Origin of the sequence: Streptococcus sp. SR1, assembly GCF_000526075.1 — a bacterium.
GTDB lineage: Bacteria > Bacillota > Bacilli > Lactobacillales > Streptococcaceae > Streptococcus > Streptococcus halitosis.
The window spans coordinates 36,435-56,383 of sequence record NZ_JATR01000021.1; the positions used below are offsets into that span (position 1 = coordinate 36,435).

Sequence of the window (19,949 nt, forward strand, 5' to 3'; positions counted from 1 at the left end):
TAGAAATCAAAGAAACATCAAGTAATTCTAAAGAGTTTCTAAAGTTTTGTAATTCTTAAAAGAAACAAAACCCAGTTGATATGAACTGGGCTTCTCAATTATAAAATATACTTCTCAATGGCGCGAGCAACGCCTTCTTCTTCATTGCTTGCTGTAACGTCATTAGCAAGGGATTTGACATGGTCACTGGCATTTCCCATTGCAATGCCCAGTCCTGCAAACTGAAGCATTTCGATATCGTTATTAGCATCGCCTATGGCCATGATTTCTGAGGGCTCGATCTTCAAAATCGCAGCTAGTCGAGAAAGAGCAGTAGCCTTTGTCGTCCCAAGTGGCATGGCTTCATAAATAACAGGTTGCGAGCGAACTCCGCTAAATCGTTGACAGAGTTCTGTCGCAAAACGCTGCTCAAAATCGTCTGTTTGCCCTTTGGTGCCCAAAAACATACCTTGGAACATACGATACTTGCCACTAATCGCTTCCTCAAGGGAAATTTCAGTTAAGTCTGAAAAGACGAGCTTGGCATCATTTTGAACAATTTGATTAGGCTTGCCACCGAGGACAAAATAATGCTCCTCATCAAAAAGAGTCAACTGGACGTCGCTTTTTTCTGCTAGGTCATAGAGGTATTCAATGTCAGCTGGACTGAGTTCTTGCCAGTCCACTAGACTCCAGTCACTGGTCTGATGGGTTGAACAACCATTATTGACAATGACATACTCGTTCTGGAGATCCAGTCCCAATTTTTTATAGTAGGGAAGGACACCGAAAAGCGGGCGACCTGTACAGAGAACCAGTTTGACACCTTTTTCAATGGCTTGGTGAATGGCAGTGATGTGGGCTTGAGGGATTTCCTTGGCTTCATTGAGGAGGGTTCCGTCCATATCCAAGGCTAGTAGTTTAATCATAAGACTTCCTTTTCTAGGTGTTTTGCTTTTATTATAGCATATAGACTATGAAATGTCTGACAGAATAGTAACATTTGACTTTCCTTTTCTTGAAAAACAAAATAAATTCTTATATAATATGTATACTTAATATTTTAGGAGAAATAATGTCAAAGCATTACTTTAATTCAATTTACAAAAATGATGAAACAGAGTCTACAGGTCTTCTTTTCATCAAAGTCTACAACAAGTGGGAAAGCAACTTAAAAAGAGTTTTGAAATCAGTTGGCCTCACTTTGCCCCAATTTATCGTTTTAACCTCTCTCTTGTTTCTGTCTAATAGAGAGGAATATGTAACGCAAGTTGATATTGCTCGGTTCACTGGAATGGATGTCATGACGGTTTCCCAGATTGTTAGGCTACTGGAGAAGAAAGACTACATTGGACGAGATCAACATCCAAAGGATAGTCGGGCAAAACTGGTCTCAGTGACGAATTCTGGCGCGGAGAAGGTCAATCAAGCTTTGCCTTTAGTAGAAGGTGTTGATGAAGAATTTTTTGAAAAACTATCTAACGATAGAGAAGTTTTTAATCGCTTTTTAGTAGAGTTGGAGGATAAAAATGCCTAGATATTGGGTCGGAGTTGTTTCAAAGAACCATGTTTTAAGAGGAGTTGAAGGGAATTTTTGTCAGGTCTGTCATGGAAAGGGCGGCCCCTTAAACCGTATGAAAAAAGGAGACTACCTTTTATACTATAGTCCGAAATACGATATGAATGGTCAAGATAAGTTACAGGCTTTTGTGGCCGTAGGTAAAATTATAGACGACAAGGCCTATCAAGTAGAGCAGTTTGAAGGATTCTTTCCCTTTAGACGAAATGTCGAGTATTATCAACCAGTCAAAGATTGTTCCATAGAAATAGCCAGACAACATCCTGAATGGAAAGACTATACTTCTCGCCTCCGCTATGGGCATTTTGAAGTTTCCAAAGACTTTTTCCTCTATATCTTTCAGCATATGAAAGTGGATGATGGAGGATTGATTTCCTAGTTAAATGATTGTCAACTAGAATTTTGGATTTGGACTGTGAAGCGAACTTTGCTATAATAGAGTAAGAAACTTTGATAAACCAAACGAGGCTGAGATGGAATTACTTTATACTGATATTCGGACTTCTTTGACTGAAATTCTAACGAGAGAGGCAGAAGAGCTAGTTGCTGCAGGCAAGCGGGTTTTCTACATCGCCCCCAACTCTCTTTCATTTGAAAAGGAACGCGCCGTGCTGGAATGCTTGTCCCAGCAGGCTTCTTTTGCGATTACCGTTACGCGTTTTGCTCAGATGGCTCGTTACCTGGTTTTAAATGATTTGCCTGTCAAGACCAGTCTAGATGACATCGGGCTTGGGATGGCTTTTTATAAATGTCTTGTGGAACTCGATCCCAAGGACTTGCGAGTTTATGGTGCTATTAAGCAGGATCCTCAATTTATCCAGCAGTTGATTGAACTTTATCATGAGATGACGACTGCTCAGATGAGCTTTTTGGACTTGGAAAGTTTAACAGATGAGAATAAGCGAGCAGACTTACTCTTGATTTTTGAGAAAGTAACAGCCTATCTCAATCAAGGTCAGTTGGCTCAGGGAAGTCAGTTGTCCCATTTGATTGAGGCTATTGAAAATGGCAAGGTAAGTAGTGATTTTAGTCAGATTGCCTTAATCATTGACGGATTTACCCGTTTTTCTGCTGAGGAAGAGCATGTGGTGGATCTGCTCCATCGAAAAGGTGTCGAGATTGTTATTGGGGCTTATGCAAGCAAAAAAGCCTATACCAGTCCGTTCACTGAAGGGAATCTCTATCAAGCCAGTGTGGAATTCCTCCATCATTTGGGTGCAAAATACCAAACACCTGCTCAGGATCGTTCTCAGACTCATGAGAAAATGGATAGTTTTGACAAGGCCTCTCGTTTGCTAGAGTCTTCTTATGATTTCTCAGAACTCACCTTGGATATCGATGAGAAGGACCGTGAAAATCTGCAAATCTGGTCCTGCTTGACGCAAAAAGAAGAGCTGGAATTAGTAGCCCGTAGCATTCGTCAGAAATTACATGACCATCCAGAACTGAGTTACAAGAATTTCCGTATTTTGCTGGGGGATGTGGCATCTTACCAGCTATCACTGAAAACCATTTTTGACCAGTACCAGATTCCTTTCTATCTTGGTAGAAGCGAATCCATGGCTCACCACCCTTTGACTCAGTATGTCGAATCTATTTTGCGTTTAAAACGTTATCGTTTCCGTCAGGAGGATTTGATTAATCTCCTCCGAACTGGTCTGTATACTGACCTTAGCCAAGCGGATATTGATGCTTTTGAGCAATATCTCCGCTATCTTGGCATCAATGGCTTGCCCGCCTTTCAGCAAACCTTCACCAAATCCCACCTTGGAAAGTTTGATTTAGAGCGTTTAAATTCTCTTCGTCTGCGAGTTTTGGTACCACTTGAAACCTTATTTGCCAGTCAGAAGCAAAAGACTGAAAATCTCTTGAAAAAGTGGAATACTTTTCTAAAAAATGCTGATTTAAGCAAGCAGATGCAAAAATTGACAGCTACTATGGAAACTCTAGAACAGGAAAGACAAGCTGAAGTTTGGAAGGCCTTCTGCCATGTTTTAGAACAATTTGCGACCGTTTTTGCTGGTTCACAAGTTAGTCTAGATGATTTCCTATCCTTGCTCCATTCTGGGATGAGTTTGTCCCAGTATCGCACCATTCCAGCGACAGTGGACACTGTTCTGGTGCAGAGTTACGATCTGATTGCCCCTCTGACAGCTGACTTTGTCTATGCCATCGGGCTCACTCAGGATCATTTGCCAAAAATCGCGCAAAACACCAGTCTTTTGACAGACGAAGAAAGACAAAGTCTAAACCAAGCAACTGAGGAGGGAGCACAATTACTGATTGCAAGTAGCGAAAATCTCAAGAAAAATCGCTATACCATGCTTTCTTTAGTCAACGCCGCTCGTAAGCAGTTGGTGTTGTCAGCACCAAGTCTTCTTAATGAAAATGAGAGCAAGGAATCGGCCTATCTTCAGGAACTGGTGAGTTTTAGCTTTAGCCGGATGGAGAAGAAGATTCATCAAAAAAGTCTGTCTAAGGATGATATGGGGTCTTATCACAGTCTATTGTCTAGTCTAGTTGCCTATCATCAGCAGGGCGAGACAAGTAATACTGAGCAAGATTTGACCTTTGTCAAGGTTTTGGCTCGTGTCATGGGGAAAAAACTTGACCAAAAAGGTCTTACAAATCCAGCTATCCCAACTAGTCCAAGCAGCAAGCCATTAGCTAAAGAGACCTTGCAGGCTCTCTATCCAGCTGACAAAGAGTTTTACTTGTCTACGTCTGGTTTGACGGAGTTTTACCGCAATGAATACAGTTATTTCCTCCGTTATGTCTTAGGTTTGCAGGAAGAGGTGCGCCTACGTCCTGATGCTCGAAGTCACGGGAATTTCTTGCATCGTATTTTTGAACGTGCCTTGAAACTGCCTGATGAAGATTCCTTTGACCAACGTCTGGAACAAGCTATTCAAGAAACCAGCCAAGAACGTGAATTTGAGGCTATTTATCAGGAAAGTCTGGAAGCTCAGTTTACAAAGGAAATTCTGCTTGATGTTGCGCGAACTACGGGCCACATCCTTCGTCATAATCCAGCTATCGAAACCATCCAAGAGGAGGCAACATTTGGTGGCAAGGATCAAGCCTTTATTCAATTGGATAATGGTCGCAGTGTCCATGTGCGAGGCAAGGTTGACCGTATTGACCGCCTGAAAGCTGATGGAGCGTTAGGAGTGGTAGACTACAAGTCTAGTTTAACTCAGTTCCAGTTTCCGAATTTCTTTAATGGCCTTAATTCCCAGCTGCCAACCTATCTTGCTGCCCTAAAAAGAGAGGGGGAGCAGAACTTTTTCGGTGCCATGTACTTGGAAATGGCTGAGCCTGTCCAATCTTTATTAGCTGTTAAAAGTCTGGCAGGAGCAGTAGCAGAAGCCAGCAAGTCTATGAAATACCAGGGACTCTTTTTAGAGAAAGAAAGCAGTCACTTGGGCGAATTTTACAACAAAAACAAGGCCAATCAGCTGACAGACGAGGAGTTCCAGCTCTTATTGGACTACAATGCCCATCTTTACAAGAAGGCTGCTGAAAAGATTTTAGAAGGCCATTTTGCCATTAATCCATACACAGAGAATGGCAGAAGTATTGCCCCATACGTTCAGCAACACCAAGCCATTACTGGATTTGAAGCCAATTACCACTTGGGACAAGCCCGTTTCCTTGAGAAATTAGACTTATCTGATGGCAAGCGTCTGGTAGGAGAAAAACTTAAGCAAGCTTGGTTTGAGAAAATGAGAGAGGAGTTGAACCGATGAAGCCCATTTCCTTTTTAACTGAGGAAGAAATTCAAAAATTACAAGAAACAGAAGCGAGTTCAAGCAAGGAACAGAAAAGAACTGCCGAGCAAATCCAAGCTATTTATACTGCTGGGCAAAATATCCTAGTCTCAGCGTCTGCTGGTTCAGGGAAAACCTTTGTCATGGCAGAGCGTATTCTGGATCAGTTAGCACGTGGTGTGGAAATCAGCCAACTCTTTATCTCGACCTTTACCGTCAAGGCTGCTGCTGAACTCAAGGAACGTTTGGAGAAAAAAATCAGCCAACAAATCCAAGAAACCGATGATGTCGATCTCAAACAACACTTGGGACGTCAATTGGCAGAACTGCCAAACGCTGCCATCGGAACCATGGACTCCTTCACGCAAAAATTCCTTGGCAAACATGGCTATCTGATTGATATCGCACCGAACTTCCGTATTCTACAAAATGAAAGTGAACAGTTAATCTTAAAAAATGAGGTTTTTCATCAGGTTTTTGAAGATCATTACCAAGGTGAAAATAAAGAGAGCTTTAGTCGATTGGTCAAGAATTTTGCTGGTCGAGGCAAGGATGAACGTGGTCTTCGTCAACAAGTCTACAAAATTTATGATTTCCTCCAATCCACCAGTAGCCCCAAAAAATGGTTGAGTAACTCTTTCCTCAAAGGGTTTGAAGAAGCTGACTTTGTAATTGAAAAAGACAAATTAACTGAGCAAATCAAACAGGCGCTATGGGATTTGGAAAGTTTCCTCCGTTATCATCTGGATAACGATGCTAAGGAGTTTCCAAAAGCTACCTATTTAGAAAATGTGCTGTTGGTTCTGGATGAAATTGGTTCCTTAAATCAAGAGTCCGATAGCCAGGCTTATCAAGCAGTGCTTACGCGTGTTGTCGCCATCTCGAAAGAAAAAAATGGTAGAGCTCTAGCTAATTCTAGTCGTAAAGCCGATTTGAAACCACTGGCTGATGCCTACAACGAAGAAAGAAAGGCCCAGTTTGCTAAACTTGGACAACTAGCAGACCAGATAACAATTCTCGACTATCAAGAACGTTATCATGGAGACACCTGGGAGTTATCTAAAACTTTCCAAACATTTATGAGTGATTTTGTGGAGGCTTATCGTGAACGTAAACGCCAGGAAAATGCCTTTGAGTTTGCTGATATCAGCCATTACACCATTGAAATTTTAGAGAATTTCCCACAAGTTCGTGATGCATATCAGGAGCGATTCCATGAAGTCATGGTCGATGAGTATCAGGATACCAACCACATTCAAGAACGGATGCTGGAGTTGCTGTCGAATGGTCACAATCGCTTTATGGTTGGAGATATCAAGCAGTCTATCTACCGGTTCCGTCAGGCAGACCCGCAGATTTTCAATGAAAAATTCCAACGCTATGCGCAAAATCCTAAAGAGGGTAAATTGATTCTCCTCAAGGAAAATTTCCGTAGTAGTTCAGAAGTGCTGTCTGCAACCAATGATGTTTTTGCACGCCTTATGGATCAAGAGGTTGGGGAAATCAACTATGACAGCATGCACCAGCTTGTTTTTGCCAATAGCAAACTAACTCCCAATCCAGACAACAAGGCAGAATTTCTCCTCTACGATAAGGACGACAGTGGACAAGAGGAGGAAGAGAGCCAATTAAAAACAAAACTAACAGGGGAAATACGCTTAGTCATCAAGGAAATCCTGAAGCTTCATCAAGAGAATGGTGTAGCCTTTAAGGAAATTGCCCTTTTGACTTCCAGTCGCAGTCGTAATGACCAGATACTCCTCGTTCTGTCTGAGTACGGAATTCCTGTCAAAACAGACGGAGAACAAAATAATTACCTCCAATCCCTAGAAGTGCAAGTCATGTTAGACACTCTTCGTGTCATCCACAATCCCCTGCAAGACTATGCCTTGGTTGCCCTTATGAAGTCTCCAATGTTTAGCTTTGATGAGGACGAGTTGGCACGCTTGTCCCTTCAGAAAGTAAAAGATAAGGTACAAGAGAATCTTTTTGAGAAACTGCTTAACGCTCAAAAACAAACAACTGAGCAGAAAGAGTTAATTCACTCAGCTTTAGCGGAAAAACTAAAACAATTCATGGATATCTTGGATTCTTGGCGCTTATATGCCAAAACTCACTCTCTTTATGACTTGATTTGGAAGATATACAACGATCGTTTTTACTATGATTATGTTGGAGCCTTGCCTAACGGTCCTGCCAGACAAGCCAATCTCTATGCCCTAGCTCTGCGAGCAGACCAGTTTGAAAAGAGTAATTTCAAAGGCTTGTCTCGTTTTATTCGTATGATTGATCAGGTTTTGGAAGCACAGCATGATCTTGCAAGCGTAGCAGTAGCACCGCCTAAAGACGCAGTGGAACTCATGACCATTCACAAGAGTAAAGGTCTGGAGTTTCCTTATGTCTTTATCCTCAACATGGATCAAGATTTCAATAAGCAAGACTCAATGTCTGATGTTATTCTCAGTCGTAAAAATGGGCTTGGTGTCAAATACATTGCCAAGGTGGAAACAGGAGCAGTAGAAGCTCACTATCCTAAAACCATCAAACTCTCCATTCCTAGCCTGACTTATACGCAGAATGAAGAAGAACTGCAACTGGCCAGCTATTCAGAGCAGATGCGTTTGCTGTATGTTGCCATGACACGGGCTGAGAAAAAGCTCTATCTTGTCGGTAAGGGCTCTCGTGAAAAGCTGGAAGCCAAGGAATATCCAGCTGCTGAAAACGGAAAACTAGATAAAAATACCAGACTGCAAGCCAAGAATTTCCAAGATTGGATTTGGGCTATCACTAAAGTGTTTGCCAAAGATCATCTCAACTTTAGCTATCGCTTTGTCGGTGAAGACCAGCTGACCAGAGAAGCTATTGGTCAATTGGAAAACAAGGGTCCTTTACAAGATAGTTCCCAAGCAAGCAACCGTCAGTCAGAGACCATCAAGGAAGCCCTTGAAATGCTAAAAGAGGTGGAAGTCTATAATACTCTTCACCGTGCGGCTATTGAACTTCCTAGTGTTCAAACCCCAAGTCAAATTAAGAAATTCTACGAACCTGTTATGGATATGGAAGGTGTACAAATTGCTAACCAAACCAAATCACCAGAGAAACAAATCAGCTTCGATTTACCAGATTTTTCAACTAAAGAAAAAGTAACTGGTGCGGAGATTGGTAGTGCAACCCACGAACTCATGCAGAGAATTGACCTCGGTCAGCAACCAACACTTGCTAGTCTGACAGAAACTCTCAAACAAGTTCAAACGAGTCCAGCTGTCAGAGACAAGATCAATCTTGCGAAAATCCTTGCATTCTTTAACACAGAACTCGGTCAGGAGATTCTTGCCAATACAAACCATCTCTATCGAGAGCAACCTTTTTCTATGCTCAAACGAGACCAAAAGAGTCAAGAAGACTTTGTTGTCCGTGGAATCTTGGACGGGTATCTGCTTTTCGAGGATCGTATCGTTCTTTTTGACTATAAGACTGACCGTTATGATGAAGCAAATCAGCTTATTGAACGCTATCGTGGGCAGTTAGCCTTATACGGAGAAGCTTTATCACGAGCCTATTTGATTGAAAACATAGAAAAATACTTGATTTTACTCGGTAAAGACGAGGTTCAAGTTGTAAAAGTATAACCTAGAAAGGAGACCTCATGACACTTCCGGTTAGAAAATCCCTGCACGATGCGGTTTTACAGGCTTCAAAAGCCGATACTTGGGATCAAGCTACCAAGGAATGGAATGAAGTTTCCTTGATTTTTAATGGCATTGGTCGTAGTAATTGTGTTTGCGGGAACGCCATAAAATACGCCTACGAACTCTTTAATGGTGTCACAGGCCAACGCCTCTTTCCAATCGGCAGTGACTGTGTTCGTCATTTTCATCGAGTGACTTTAGACCAGCAACTGGAGGAGGAAGAAAGACTACTCAGAAAAGTTGAAAATCTAACTAAAAAGGCTCAGAAAAAGGAAAAAATCAAGGTTAATAAAAGCGACTTTGACGAACGACTTCTAAAATGGTTTTGGGAGAAAGGTGTTTTCAAAGCCAATCGTGGCAATCAATTCTCGCCTGAGAAAGATTATCGGCTCTTCCTAGAAGTCTTTCAAGGAGGAAGTTGGACCAAGGCAGAGCCAAAGAAGAAGGCCCGTATGGAAGAAGTGCTGGAAAAGTGTATCAAACCTTTTCTACTTGGTAAGTCCGATGACCAACTCTACCTTGTCAAATTAGGCAAGGAGAAAATCGACTACGAGCAGCATTTACGGATTCAAGCAGAGAAAGAACGTAAGAAAAGAGATAAAATCGCCAAGCAATACGCTGACAACCTCATTCTTGCCATGGGACCTGCAGAACGCGCTTATCAAGATTACTTTGGCTTTACAGAAACCTTGACCCAAGAAGAACGAAAATGGGAGAAAATCCTCTTTGGTAAAAATAGAGACGAACGGGCTATCAAGGCTAAACAAAACCAAAAGGAGCTGGAAAAGGATCAGCGTATTGCAAATCAAGATCCTATTGAACGAAAGCAGAAACAGACTTGGCTTCTTAATTCCTATTTTCGTGATTTGCCTGATGAAAAAGCCAGATTTTCTCGACTCTTACTAGAGTATCGAAAAAGTGGAGAAGTACCCTTTTCAGATGGTTACTTATCTGAGCATCTCATTGACTTTTTCTACAAGATGAAGGCCTTTGAGTTTGAGATTGCTCCAGAACAAGTCCGCGATTTTCTAAAAGAATGCCTTCAAGCAGAGGATCTATCATCAGCACAAGAAAGCTGGATTAGAGGGATTCTCCTCAATTGTCTTCATCCGTTCTTAAATAGGTTACTCATATAGAAAAAATCCTACCTTGTCTATGCATGGTAGGATTTAAGTATCTCCAAAGATGTACTGGTAAAGTTGGACGACTTTCTGAAAACATTGTGTGTCCATTCTTGTTATTTTTTGAGCATTTCGCATCCGAAAATCAAAGGTATACAGTTGAAATGGATTGACAGCGCCATCTACCTTATCCGACGAGACAGGAACGAGCAAGCCTTTTTCTGCCAAACGTTGTTGGCCATGAGTGATGGGACAGACAGCCACAAAACCAGTTTGCAAGGCATATTCTCTCCTAGAAACAACCAAGGCTGGTCGCCTTTTCTGAATTTCTCGACCGACTGATGGATCAAAGTCCAGCCAAATGATATCCTGCTTTTCAGGAATATAGTCAGATTTCGCTATCAAGTGACCTTACCCCTTCAAAATCATTTGTCATTCTCAAATCAGTAATCCCATCAAAAGGATCTTTCATTTTTGGAGCTAAGACAATGACTCCGTCAATCCCTTTGTAGACAACCATTTCTTGACCTTCTGTCATCCCCAAATTTTTCGGAATAGTCACAGTGAGAGAATTTCCTACCTTCCGAGTCTTTACTGTATTCATTGCTCTACCTCCACGAATTAGTATACACTAAGTATATACCTGTTAGCAAAAAAAGTCAAGTAAATCGTGACTGGCATCAAAGATGTTTCGGACCAATACTATTTGTCATTTATTGTGGTCAAAGCCTGTGCAAAAGCACCTAATTTATGATAGAATAGATGGTGAGAAAGAAAACGTTTTATTACGTTTTTTTAGTCGGAAAGGGAAATTTATGGCTACTATTCAATGGTTTCCGGGCCACATGTCTAAGGCTCGGCGACAAGTTCAGGAGAATTTAAAATTTGTTGATTTTGTGACAATTTTGGTGGATGCGCGTCTACCTTTATCTAGTCAAAATCCTATGTTAAATAAAATTGTTGGTGATAAACCCAAACTCTTAATTTTAAACAAGGCAGACCTGGCTGATTCAGCAATGACAAAAGAATGGCGTCAGTACTTTGAATCACAAGGGATTCAAACTCTAGCAATCAACTCCAAAGAGCAAGTTACTGTAAAAGTTGTGACTGATGCTGCTAAAAAGCTTATGGCTGATAAGATTGCACGCCAGAAAGAACGCGGTATCAAAATTGAAACCTTGCGGACCATGATTATCGGAATTCCAAATGCCGGTAAGTCAACTCTCATGAACCGTTTGGCTGGTAAAAAGATTGCGGTGGTCGGCAATAAACCAGGTGTTACCAAGGGGCAACAATGGCTAAAAACCAATAAAGACCTTGAAATCCTAGATACACCAGGGATTCTCTGGCCTAAGTTTGAGGATGATGCTGTCGCACTTAAACTAGCCTTGACGGGAGCTATCAAAGATCAACTACTCCCAATGGATGAAGTGACTATTTTTGGTCTCAATTATTTCAAAAAACATTATCCAGAAAAGCTAGCTGAACGCTTCAAACAAATGAAGATAGAAGAAGAAGCACCTGTTATCATCATGGATATGACACGTGCGCTCGGTTTCCGAGATGATTACGACCGTTTTTATAGTCTCTTCGTCAAGGAAGTCCGTGATGGAAAACTCGGTAACTATACCTTAGATACATTGGACGACATTGATGACGACGATTAAAGAAATCAGAGAACTTCTTGCCACTGTTAAAGAATTAGACAATCCTCTTTTTCTAGAATTCGAAAAAGATACTCGTTCTGGAGTTCAAAAGGAAATCAGCAAGCGTAAAAAAGCCATTCAGGCTGAACTGGATGAGGATCTTCGTTTGGAATCCATGCTTTCCTATGAAAAAGAACTTTATAAGCAAGGAGTGACCTTAATAGCAGGCGTTGACGAGGTCGGCCGTGGTCCACTGGCTGGACCTGTGGTCGCTGCAGCCGTTATTTTACCAAAAAATTGTAAGATTAGAGGGCTCAACGACAGCAAGAAGATCCCTAAAAAGAAACATCTGGAAATTTATCAAACCGTTCAAGACCAGGCCTTGGCAATAGGTATTGGTATCAAGGATAATCACATCATTGACCAAGTCAATATCTACGAGGCGACCAAACTGGCCATGAAGGAAGCAATCTCCCAGCTCAGTCCACAACCTGAGCACCTCTTGATAGATGCCATGAAACTGGAGTTGCCGATTTCTCAAACAGCAATCATCAAAGGAGATGCAAACTCTCTCTCTATTGCAGCTGCATCTATAGTGGCCAAGGTGACACGGGATAATATTATGAAGGACTATGACAACCAATATCCTGGCTATGATTTCACGGCTAATGCTGGCTATGGAACAGCTAAACATCTAGAAGGATTGGAAAAACTAGGTGTCACCCAAATTCATCGAACCAGTTTTGAACCAGTCAAAACACTGGTTTCAACTAAGAAAGATAAGTAAGAGGAAATGATTATGGAGGAACAGTCAGAAACACTCAGTTCCAAGAAAGAATTTGCCTTTGCCTCAAGCACCATATTATCCCAAGTTGGGCGAGGAGTCATTGTTGGTCTTGTCGTCGGGCTCATCGTCGGATCCTTTCGTTTCTTAATCGAAAAGGGCTTCCACCTGATACAAGGACTCTATCAAGGTCAAGCGCACCTAGTCCGCAATCTTTTTATCATTGGTCTATTTTATCTAATTGTTAGCTGGCTCAGTGCGAAATTGACTCGATCGGAAAAAGATATCAAGGGTTCAGGAATTCCTCAAGTCGAAGCCGAATTAAAAGGACTCATGACTCTTAACTGGTGGAGTGTCCTCTGGAAAAAGTATATTCTAGGGATTCTTGCTATTGCCAGTGGCCTTATGCTAGGTAGAGAAGGGCCAAGTATTCAACTTGGAGCAGTTGGTGGTAAAGGCATTGCCAAGTGGCTCAAATCTAGCCCAGTAGAGGAACGTTCCTTGATTGCCAGTGGTGCTGCAGCAGGATTAGCAGCTGCCTTTAATGCACCAATCGCAGGTCTTCTCTTTGTTATAGAAGAAGTTTACCACCATTTTTCACGCTTTTTTTGGGTCTCAACTTTAGCAGCTAGTCTCGTAGCAAACTTTATTTCTCTGCTCATATTTGGCCTAACCCCCGTACTGGATATGCCAGATAACATCCCTCTCATGACCCTAGACCAGTATTGGATATACGTCCTTATGGGAGTTTTTCTCGGGCTTTCTGGTTTTCTCTATGAGAAGGCTGTACTCAATGTTGGTCGAGTTTATGATTGGGTTGGCCAAACAATCCATTTAGATAGAGCTTATTATCCAATCCTAGCCTTTATCCTTATCATACCAGTCGGGATTTTCTTGCCACAAATTCTCGGTGGTGGAAATCAGGTCGTTCTTTCCTTGACTGAGCAAAATTTTAGTTTCCAAATTCTATTAGCTTACTTTTTGATTCGCTTTGTTTGGAGCATGATTAGTTATGGAAGTGGTCTCCCAGGAGGAATTTTCCTTCCCATTCTGGCTCTCGGTTCCTTACTTGGTGCCCTGGTTGGTGTTATTTGTGTCAATCTTGGACTTGTCAGTCAGCAACAATTCCCTATATTTGTCATTTTAGGAATGAGTGGCTACTTTGGGGCAATATCCAAGGCTCCCTTAACCGCTATGATCCTCGTAACTGAGATGGTAGGGGACATTCGCAACCTCATGCCACTTGGCTTAGTGACCTTGGTAGCTTACATCGTCATGGATCTACTCAAGGGTGCTCCAGTCTATGAGGCCATGCTAGAAAAAATGTTGCCAGAAGAAGCGACAGATGAAGGAGAAGTCACCCTCATTGAAATTCCTGTATCAGATAAAATCGCTGGAAAACAGGTTCATGAGCTCAACTTGCCACATAACGTACTCATCACCACCCAAGTCCATAATGGCAAAAGCCAAACAGTTAACGGCTCAACTAGAATGTATCTGGGTGATATGATTCACCTGGTGATTCCAAAAAGTGAAATTGGAAAAGTCAAAGATTTGTTGTTGTAAGTTTTGTTTACATAATTTATATTATGCAACAAAAATATTTCTTAATTAAATACATTTGAAAACCGATTCTCTGCAATGAGATCGGTTATTTCTTACTGATAAGGTATTTCAACATACAAGTAATTGAACTTTGTAAAAAATAAGACTATAATTAAGTTAGGAATGATAAAGCTAGAAAGGAGTTTACTGTATCAAATCTGTACAGTAAGATTAAAAATCATGAAAAAGAAAACAATAGCAATTATACAATGTATTTTGTATCTCATAGCTCCTTATATAGCTCTTCAGTTATGTAGAATGAACAGAAGTATCGTTACTGATAATCTCTTTTTTATTTTCCTTATTCTGCTGACTATTTCATTCTGGTTTAGTATTTGGAAACTAGAAAAAGCACTAGATAATGATTCACAATAGAAAAAAGATTTAGTTCTGTATTTCATAGATCTAAGTCTTTTTTCTATTCTTTGAAAACTCCCATAACATCTTTCCGAAAAACTATAATTTTCTTGAAAAATATATAAGTCTATGCTATACTACTGGTAGACTTAATTATGGAGAAAATGCATGAAACGTGAGATTTTACTGGAACGAATCGATAAACTAAAACAAATCATGCCTTGGTATGTTCTGGAATACTACCAATCAAAGCTTGCTGTTCCCTACAGTTTTACAACCTTGTACGAATACCTCAAGGAATACGATCGATTTTTTAGCTGGGTTTTGGAGTCTGGTATTTCAAATGTTGATAAAATGTCCGACATTCCTTTATCTGTCTTGGAAAATATGTCTAAAAAAGATATGGAAGCTTTTATCCTATATCTACGAGAACGACCTTTGCTGAATGCCAATACAACCAAACAAGGTGTCTCTCAGACGACCATTAATCGGACTTTGTCGGCACTTTCTAGTCTTTACAAGTATCTAACAGAGGAGGTTGAAAACGACCAAGGGGAGCCTTATTTCTATCGTAATGTAATGAAGAAAGTTTCAACCAAGAAAAAGAAAGAAACACTTGCTTCCAGAGCTGAAAACATCAAGCAAAAACTCTTTCTAGGTGATGAAACAGAAGGTTTTCTGACTTATATCGACCAAGAGTACCCACAACAACTCTCAAATCGCGCTCTCTCGTCATTTAATAAGAATAAAGAACGTGATTTGGCCATTATTGCCCTTCTCTTGGCGTCTGGTGTCCGCCTATCTGAAGCTGTTAATCTGGATCTAAGAGACCTTAATCTCAAAATGATGGTCATTGATGTCACTCGAAAAGGTGGCAAACGTGATTCTGTCAATGTCGCAGCCTTTGCTAAGCCTTACCTAGAGAATTATCTCGCCATTCGAAATCAACGCTATAAGACGGAAAAGACAGATACAGCGCTCTTTCTGACCTTATACCGAGGTGTTCCCAATCGTATCGACGCTTCTAGTGTTGAAAAAATGGTTGCTAAGTACTCAGAGGATTTCAAAGTTCGTGTAACTCCCCACAAACTACGCCATACCCTGGCTACTAGGCTCTACGATGCTACTAAATCGCAAGTTTTGGTCAGCCATCAGCTAGGACACGCCAGTACACAAGTCACTGACCTCTATACCCATATCGTCAACGATGAACAAAAGAATGCTTTAGATAGTTTGTGAATTACATAAAATAAATTATGTAAATAATAGTTCAAAAAAGAAGCTGGTCATACAACCAACTTCTTTTTCTTTTTATCCCACTACCGCTTCAGCGATTTCTTCACGGCTAATACCAGCAAAGTAGCGTGTGATGTCAATAGTTTCTAGTGCCTTAAGAACATCTTCGCGTTCATATTTTACGCCACGAAGGACATCTTCTACAGCTGCAACGTCCTCGATACCAAAGAAATCACCGTAAATCTTGATATCTTGGATTTTTGATTCAATGACGTTGGCAAAAACTTCAACCTTACCACTGGTGAATTTTGTTCCACGACGGACGTTAAATTCAGGTGATTTACCGTAGTTCCAGTCCCAAGTACCAAATTTGGTATCCTTGATGCGATTGATTTCCGCTAATTCTTGCTCAGAAAAAACGTATTCAGTCATCTCTGGGTACTCTTTTTTCATGTATTCCAATAGCAAATCACGGAATTCTTCAACTGTGATTTTTTCAGGTAATTCATTGACAATATTGGTTACACGGGCACGAACGGATTTCACACCTTTTGATTCAAATTTGTCTTTTGAAACCTTGAGGGCATTAGCAAGGACTGACAAATCAACGTCAAATAACAAGCAACCGTGGTGCATGATACGCCCATTGATATAGGCTTGGGCATTGCCACAGAATTTTTTGCCATCAATCTCAAGGTCATTACGGCCTGTAAACTCAGCTTTAACGCCTAGTTGAGCCAAGGTGTTGATAACTGGAGTTGAGAAGCTCTTGAAGTCAAAGGCCTTGTTTTCATCTTCTTTTGAAATGATAGTATAGTTGAGGTTGTTTAAATCGTGATAAACAGCTCCACCACCACTGATACGGCGGACTACCTCAATACCATTTTCTCGAACATAATCACGATTGATTTCTTCGATAGTATTCTGGTGACGTCCAACAATGATAGAAGGTTTGTTAATCCAAAGAAGGAAGATTTGATCCTCATCTAGTAGGTGTTTAAAGGCATATTCTTCCAAGGCGATATTAAAAGCAGTGTCGTTTGAATGATTGATAATGTATTTCATGATATCCCTTTATACGATAGAGACTGGAAAACATCTTTCCAGTCTAGTCTATCTTCGTTTTATTTTTTCTTAGGTGAATGGATAGCCATTCCTAAAACATCTGCAAATGCTTCGTACATCACTTCAGAGTAGGTTGGGTGTCCGTGGATGGTCTTCAGCATTTCCTCAACAGTGATTTCCATTTCGATAATGCTTGATGCCTCGTTAATCAGTTCTGCGGCTGCAGGACCAATGATGTGCACACCAAGGATTTCCCCATATTTCTTATCAGCGATAACTTTTACGAAACCTTGAGCAGCATCAGATGCAATGGCACGACCGTTGGCTGCAAAGTTGAATTTACCGATTGCAACATCGTATTTCCCACGAGCTTGTTCTTCAGTTAGACCTACTGCTGCTACTTCAGGAAGAGTGTAGATGGCTGCAGGAGTCAAGTTCAATTTGGCAACAGCATGATTTCCTTTAAGGGCATTTTCAGCGGCAACTTCACCCATACGGAAGGCCGCGTGCGCCAACATCTTAGTACCGTTAATGTCACCTGGTGCGTAAATACCTGGAACAGAAGTTTCCATATATTCGTTAACCTTGATGCGACCACGATCCAATTCAAACTCAACATCGCCAATTCCTTCAAGATCTGGCACACGACCGATTGAAAGAAGAGCTTTGCTTGCGATGATATCGTCTTTTCCTTCAACCTTGATACGAAGTTGACCATTTTCTTCGATGATTTCTTGCAATTTTGTACCTGTTAAGATAGTCATACCTTTGCGTTCCAAAATCAAGCGAAGATTCTTAGAAACTTCCGCATCCATAGCTGGAACGATACGGTCCATCATTTCAATAACAGTCACTTTTGAACCAAATGTCATGAAGGCTTGACCGAGTTCAATACCGACAACACCACCACCGATGATTACGAGGCTCTCTGGAACTTCGTTCATTTCAAGAATGTCATCACTGGTCATGACAAGTGGAGATTCCATACCAGGGACGTTAATCTTGCTAACTTTTGAACCACCGGCAAGGATGATTTTCTTGGTTTCAAGCAATTCAGAACCATCTACCAAGACATTCTTGTCTTTAGTGATGGTACCAACACCCTTATGAACAGTAACTCCGTAGCTACGAAGAAGACCCGCAACACCACCTACCAAGGTATTGACAACTTTAGATTTAGTTTCTAAAAGTTTATCCATATCAACAGTGAAGTTTGGATTTTCGATGACGATACCACGGTTTGCTGCATGACCGATGTTTTCGATGATTTCAGCGTTGTGAAGGTAGGTCTTAGTTGGGATACATCCACGGTTCAAGCAGGTTCCACCGAGTTCTGATTTCTCAACAAGGGCAACCTTACCACCAAGTTGGGCTGCTTTAATAGCCGCTACATATCCAGCAGGACCCCCACCAATCACAACGATATCAAAGGCATCGTCGCTCTTGCCGTCGTCGTTTGAGGCACTAACTGAAGGCGCTGGACTAGCTTCTGGTGCTGCTCCAGCCGTTGGGATATTTTCCCCTTCTTCACCAAGGTAGCCAATGACTTCCGTTACTGGGACAGTTTCACCATCTCCTTTGAGGATAGCAATCAAGTAGCCATCTTCTTCTGCTTCCAATTCCATGCTGACTTTGTCAGTCATGATTTCCAAAAGGATTTCTCCTTCTTTTACAAATTCTCCGACTTTTTTATTCCATTGGACGATTTGTCCTTCTGTCATATCCACGCCGGCTTTTGGCATAATTACTTCTAAGGCCATGTCTTACTTCCTTTATCTATATCTTTAAAAATAAATACTGTATTTTTAAACCAACATTGAGATTGGGTTCTCAATTAAGGCTTTCAAGTCTTTCATAAACTTAGCACCAGCCATACCATCTACAACACGGTGGTCAATGGTTAATCCAAGGCTCATGATAGGGCGAATGACAATCTCACCATTGACAACTACAGGTTTTTCAACTGTTGAGCTAACCCCGAGGATAGCTGAGTTTGGTTGGTTAATAATAGGACCAAAGGACTGAACGCCAAACATTCCCAAGTTACTAATTGTGAAGGTTGAGTTTTGTAACTCACTTGGAGCCAATTTACCATCCAAGGTACGACCAATCACATCCTTAAAGGCTACAACCAACTCTGACAAGCTCATTTTTTCAGCATTATAGACAACAGGTGTCATCAATCCGTTATCCATCCCAACCGCCATCGCAAGGTTGACATAGTTATGAGTGATAATGGTCTTGCCGTCTTCTGTCAATGAAGCGTTGATGTATGGGTGTTTCATAAGGGTCTTCACAACAGCGAGAGAAAGAAGGTCTGTAACAGTTACTTTCTTACCAGTTGCTTCCATAATCGACTCAAGAACCTTCTTACGAAGAGCCAACATTTCTGACATATCGACATCGTAGTTGAGTGTGAAAGTTGGCGCAGTTAGGTAAGATTCAACCATACGTTGCGCGATAACCTTACGCATTGGTGTCATTGGAATACGCTCAATCTCACCATAAGGAGTGATATTGTCTGGAACTTCTTCCACTTTTTCGATTTGAGCAGGAGACTTGATGGTGTCGTTTTCGATATTTTCAGGAAGTAAGGCCAAAACGTCCTTCTTCATGATTTTACCACGGTGACCCGTTCCTTGGATTTCCTGCCAAGCAATATTATGTTCGAGGGCAATTCGTTTTGCAAGTGGCGAAATGCGAACCACGTTTGTGTCTTTATAAGTTTCCACGTCTTCTTTGTGGACACGACCGTTTGCACCTGAGCCAGAAACGTCGTAGAGATTGATCCCTAGATCATCCGCTAACTTTCTAGCCGCAGGAGTCGCTCTTAGCTTGTCATCAGCCATGACCTCTCCAATTCTATTTATGATATAAAGGGCGTCAAAAGCGACTGAAAAATAGGAAATCGACGCTGGCTTCGATGAAGCCAAGGAGATTTATCTTTTTTCCGAGCTTTTAGCCCGTGTTCAACTCTACAAGTAACTTGGACACGGAACGTATCTCAAGTTACTACGGTTGCCGCTATCTGGCGACCAACCTAGTAGACTTACTAAGTTTTTTGTCGAATATTATCGATTCGTCAAAAAACTGTCGCAAATTTACATAATTTAATTTA

15 protein-coding genes are annotated in these 19,949 nt (G+C 41.2%); 9 read left to right on the forward strand and 6 right to left on the reverse strand.

Going from position 1 to position 19,949, the window contains the following annotated elements; genetic code table 11:
- Positions 1-98: 98 nt before the first annotated feature.
- A complete protein-coding gene (locus HMPREF1518_RS07295; RefSeq protein WP_033585244.1) occupies positions 99-908 on the reverse strand; it encodes a Cof-type HAD-IIB family hydrolase in 810 nt (269 codons plus the stop codon).
- 146 nt (positions 909-1,054) lie between these two features.
- Here HMPREF1518_RS07295 and HMPREF1518_RS07300 point away from each other — a divergent pair, with 146 nt between their 5' ends.
- From HMPREF1518_RS07300 to HMPREF1518_RS07320, 5 genes are all read left to right on the forward strand, one after another.
- On the forward strand, positions 1,055-1,516 hold the full coding sequence (locus tag HMPREF1518_RS07300; RefSeq protein ID WP_033585246.1) for a MarR family winged helix-turn-helix transcriptional regulator: 462 nt from the start codon (positions 1,055-1,057) through the stop codon (positions 1,514-1,516).
- On the forward strand, positions 1,509-1,937 hold the full coding sequence (locus tag HMPREF1518_RS07305) for an EVE domain-containing protein (RefSeq protein ID WP_001138493.1): 429 nt from the start codon (positions 1,509-1,511) through the stop codon (positions 1,935-1,937). The genes HMPREF1518_RS07300 and HMPREF1518_RS07305 overlap by 8 nt, the downstream gene beginning before the upstream one ends.
- A 94-nt stretch (positions 1,938-2,031) precedes the next feature.
- A complete protein-coding gene (rexB, locus tag HMPREF1518_RS07310) occupies positions 2,032-5,307 on the forward strand; it encodes an ATP-dependent nuclease subunit B (RefSeq protein WP_033585247.1) in 3,276 nt (1,091 codons plus the stop codon).
- Positions 5,304-8,957 (forward strand): helicase-exonuclease AddAB subunit AddA, encoded by a 3,654-nt coding sequence (gene addA, locus HMPREF1518_RS07315; RefSeq protein ID WP_033585248.1) that lies wholly within the window; start codon positions 5,304-5,306, stop codon positions 8,955-8,957. Before rexB ends, addA begins: the two co-directional genes overlap by 4 nt.
- 17 nt (positions 8,958-8,974) lie before the next feature.
- Positions 8,975-10,153: a hypothetical protein gene (locus HMPREF1518_RS07320; protein ID WP_033585250.1), complete on the forward strand. Its 1,179-nt coding sequence runs from the start codon at positions 8,975-8,977 to the stop codon at positions 10,151-10,153.
- A gap of 33 nt (positions 10,154-10,186) precedes the next feature.
- Here the strand turns inward: HMPREF1518_RS07320 and HMPREF1518_RS07325 are convergent, their stop codons facing one another.
- Positions 10,187-10,543, reverse strand: coding sequence for a type II toxin-antitoxin system PemK/MazF family toxin (locus HMPREF1518_RS07325; protein ID WP_000560798.1), 357 nt, complete (start codon positions 10,541-10,543; stop codon positions 10,187-10,189).
- Entirely contained in the window at positions 10,527-10,742 is a 216-nt protein-coding gene (mazE, locus tag HMPREF1518_RS07330) for a type II toxin-antitoxin system PemI/MazE family antitoxin (RefSeq protein ID WP_033585252.1), read from the reverse strand. Before mazE ends, HMPREF1518_RS07325 begins: the two co-directional genes overlap by 17 nt.
- A 211-nt stretch (positions 10,743-10,953) precedes the next feature.
- On the opposite strand from mazE, the gene ylqF reads away from it, so the two are divergent.
- From ylqF to xerS, 4 genes are all read left to right on the forward strand, one after another.
- Complete coding sequence (gene ylqF / locus HMPREF1518_RS07335) at positions 10,954-11,805, forward strand: ribosome biogenesis GTPase YlqF (RefSeq protein WP_033585254.1); 852 nt, start codon at positions 10,954-10,956, stop codon at positions 11,803-11,805.
- Positions 11,792-12,571, forward strand: a complete 780-nt coding sequence (locus tag HMPREF1518_RS07340; protein ID WP_033585256.1) for a ribonuclease HII — start codon at positions 11,792-11,794, stop codon at positions 12,569-12,571. Before ylqF ends, HMPREF1518_RS07340 begins: the two co-directional genes overlap by 14 nt.
- Positions 12,572-12,583: 12 nt before the next feature.
- Positions 12,584-14,134 (forward strand): ClC family H(+)/Cl(-) exchange transporter, encoded by a 1,551-nt coding sequence (locus HMPREF1518_RS07345; RefSeq protein ID WP_033585258.1) that lies wholly within the window; start codon positions 12,584-12,586, stop codon positions 14,132-14,134.
- A 564-nt stretch (positions 14,135-14,698) separates the two neighbouring features.
- Positions 14,699-15,769 carry a tyrosine recombinase XerS gene (xerS, locus tag HMPREF1518_RS07355; protein ID WP_033585260.1) on the forward strand — a complete coding sequence of 357 codons (1,071 nt, stop codon included), beginning with the start codon at positions 14,699-14,701 and terminating at the stop codon, positions 15,767-15,769.
- 72 nt (positions 15,770-15,841) lie between these two features.
- Here xerS and HMPREF1518_RS07360 read toward each other — a convergent pair whose 3' ends face one another.
- Genes HMPREF1518_RS07360 through HMPREF1518_RS07370 form a run of 3 tightly spaced genes read right to left on the reverse strand, consistent with a single transcriptional unit; the run spans position 15,842 to position 19,680 of the window.
- A complete protein-coding gene (locus HMPREF1518_RS07360; protein WP_000874002.1) occupies positions 15,842-16,831 on the reverse strand; it encodes a lipoate--protein ligase in 990 nt (329 codons plus the stop codon).
- Between the two features lie 59 nt (positions 16,832-16,890).
- Positions 16,891-18,591 (reverse strand): dihydrolipoyl dehydrogenase, encoded by a 1,701-nt coding sequence (lpdA, locus tag HMPREF1518_RS07365; RefSeq protein ID WP_033585262.1) that lies wholly within the window; start codon positions 18,589-18,591, stop codon positions 16,891-16,893.
- 45 nt (positions 18,592-18,636) lie between these two features.
- Complete coding sequence (locus HMPREF1518_RS07370; RefSeq protein WP_007521962.1) at positions 18,637-19,680, reverse strand: dihydrolipoamide acetyltransferase; 1,044 nt, start codon at positions 19,678-19,680, stop codon at positions 18,637-18,639.
- Positions 19,681-19,949: the final 269 nt, after the last annotated feature.

Coding starts and splice junctions, on each gene's coding strand:
- mazE (WP_033585252.1), bottom strand. CDS start 10,742: ATGAATACAGTAAAGACTCGGAAGGTAGGAAATTCTCTCACTGTGACT.
- HMPREF1518_RS07320 (WP_033585250.1), top strand. CDS start 8,975: ATGACACTTCCGGTTAGAAAATCCCTGCACGATGCGGTTTTACAGGCT.
- HMPREF1518_RS07360 (WP_000874002.1), bottom strand. CDS start 16,831: ATGAAATACATTATCAATCATTCAAACGACACTGCTTTTAATATCGCC.
- HMPREF1518_RS07345 (WP_033585258.1), top strand. CDS start 12,584: ATGGAGGAACAGTCAGAAACACTCAGTTCCAAGAAAGAATTTGCCTTT.
- xerS (WP_033585260.1), top strand. CDS start 14,699: ATGAAACGTGAGATTTTACTGGAACGAATCGATAAACTAAAACAAATC.
- rexB (WP_033585247.1), top strand. CDS start 2,032: ATGGAATTACTTTATACTGATATTCGGACTTCTTTGACTGAAATTCTA.
- HMPREF1518_RS07300 (WP_033585246.1), top strand. CDS start 1,055: ATGTCAAAGCATTACTTTAATTCAATTTACAAAAATGATGAAACAGAG.
- lpdA (WP_033585262.1), bottom strand. CDS start 18,591: ATGGCCTTAGAAGTAATTATGCCAAAAGCCGGCGTGGATATGACAGAA.
- HMPREF1518_RS07305 (WP_001138493.1), top strand. CDS start 1,509: ATGCCTAGATATTGGGTCGGAGTTGTTTCAAAGAACCATGTTTTAAGA.
- addA (WP_033585248.1), top strand. CDS start 5,304: ATGAAGCCCATTTCCTTTTTAACTGAGGAAGAAATTCAAAAATTACAA.
- ylqF (WP_033585254.1), top strand. CDS start 10,954: ATGGCTACTATTCAATGGTTTCCGGGCCACATGTCTAAGGCTCGGCGA.
- HMPREF1518_RS07340 (WP_033585256.1), top strand. CDS start 11,792: ATGACGACGATTAAAGAAATCAGAGAACTTCTTGCCACTGTTAAAGAA.
- HMPREF1518_RS07370 (WP_007521962.1), bottom strand. CDS start 19,680: ATGGCTGATGACAAGCTAAGAGCGACTCCTGCGGCTAGAAAGTTAGCG.
- HMPREF1518_RS07295 (WP_033585244.1), bottom strand. CDS start 908: ATGATTAAACTACTAGCCTTGGATATGGACGGAACCCTCCTCAATGAA.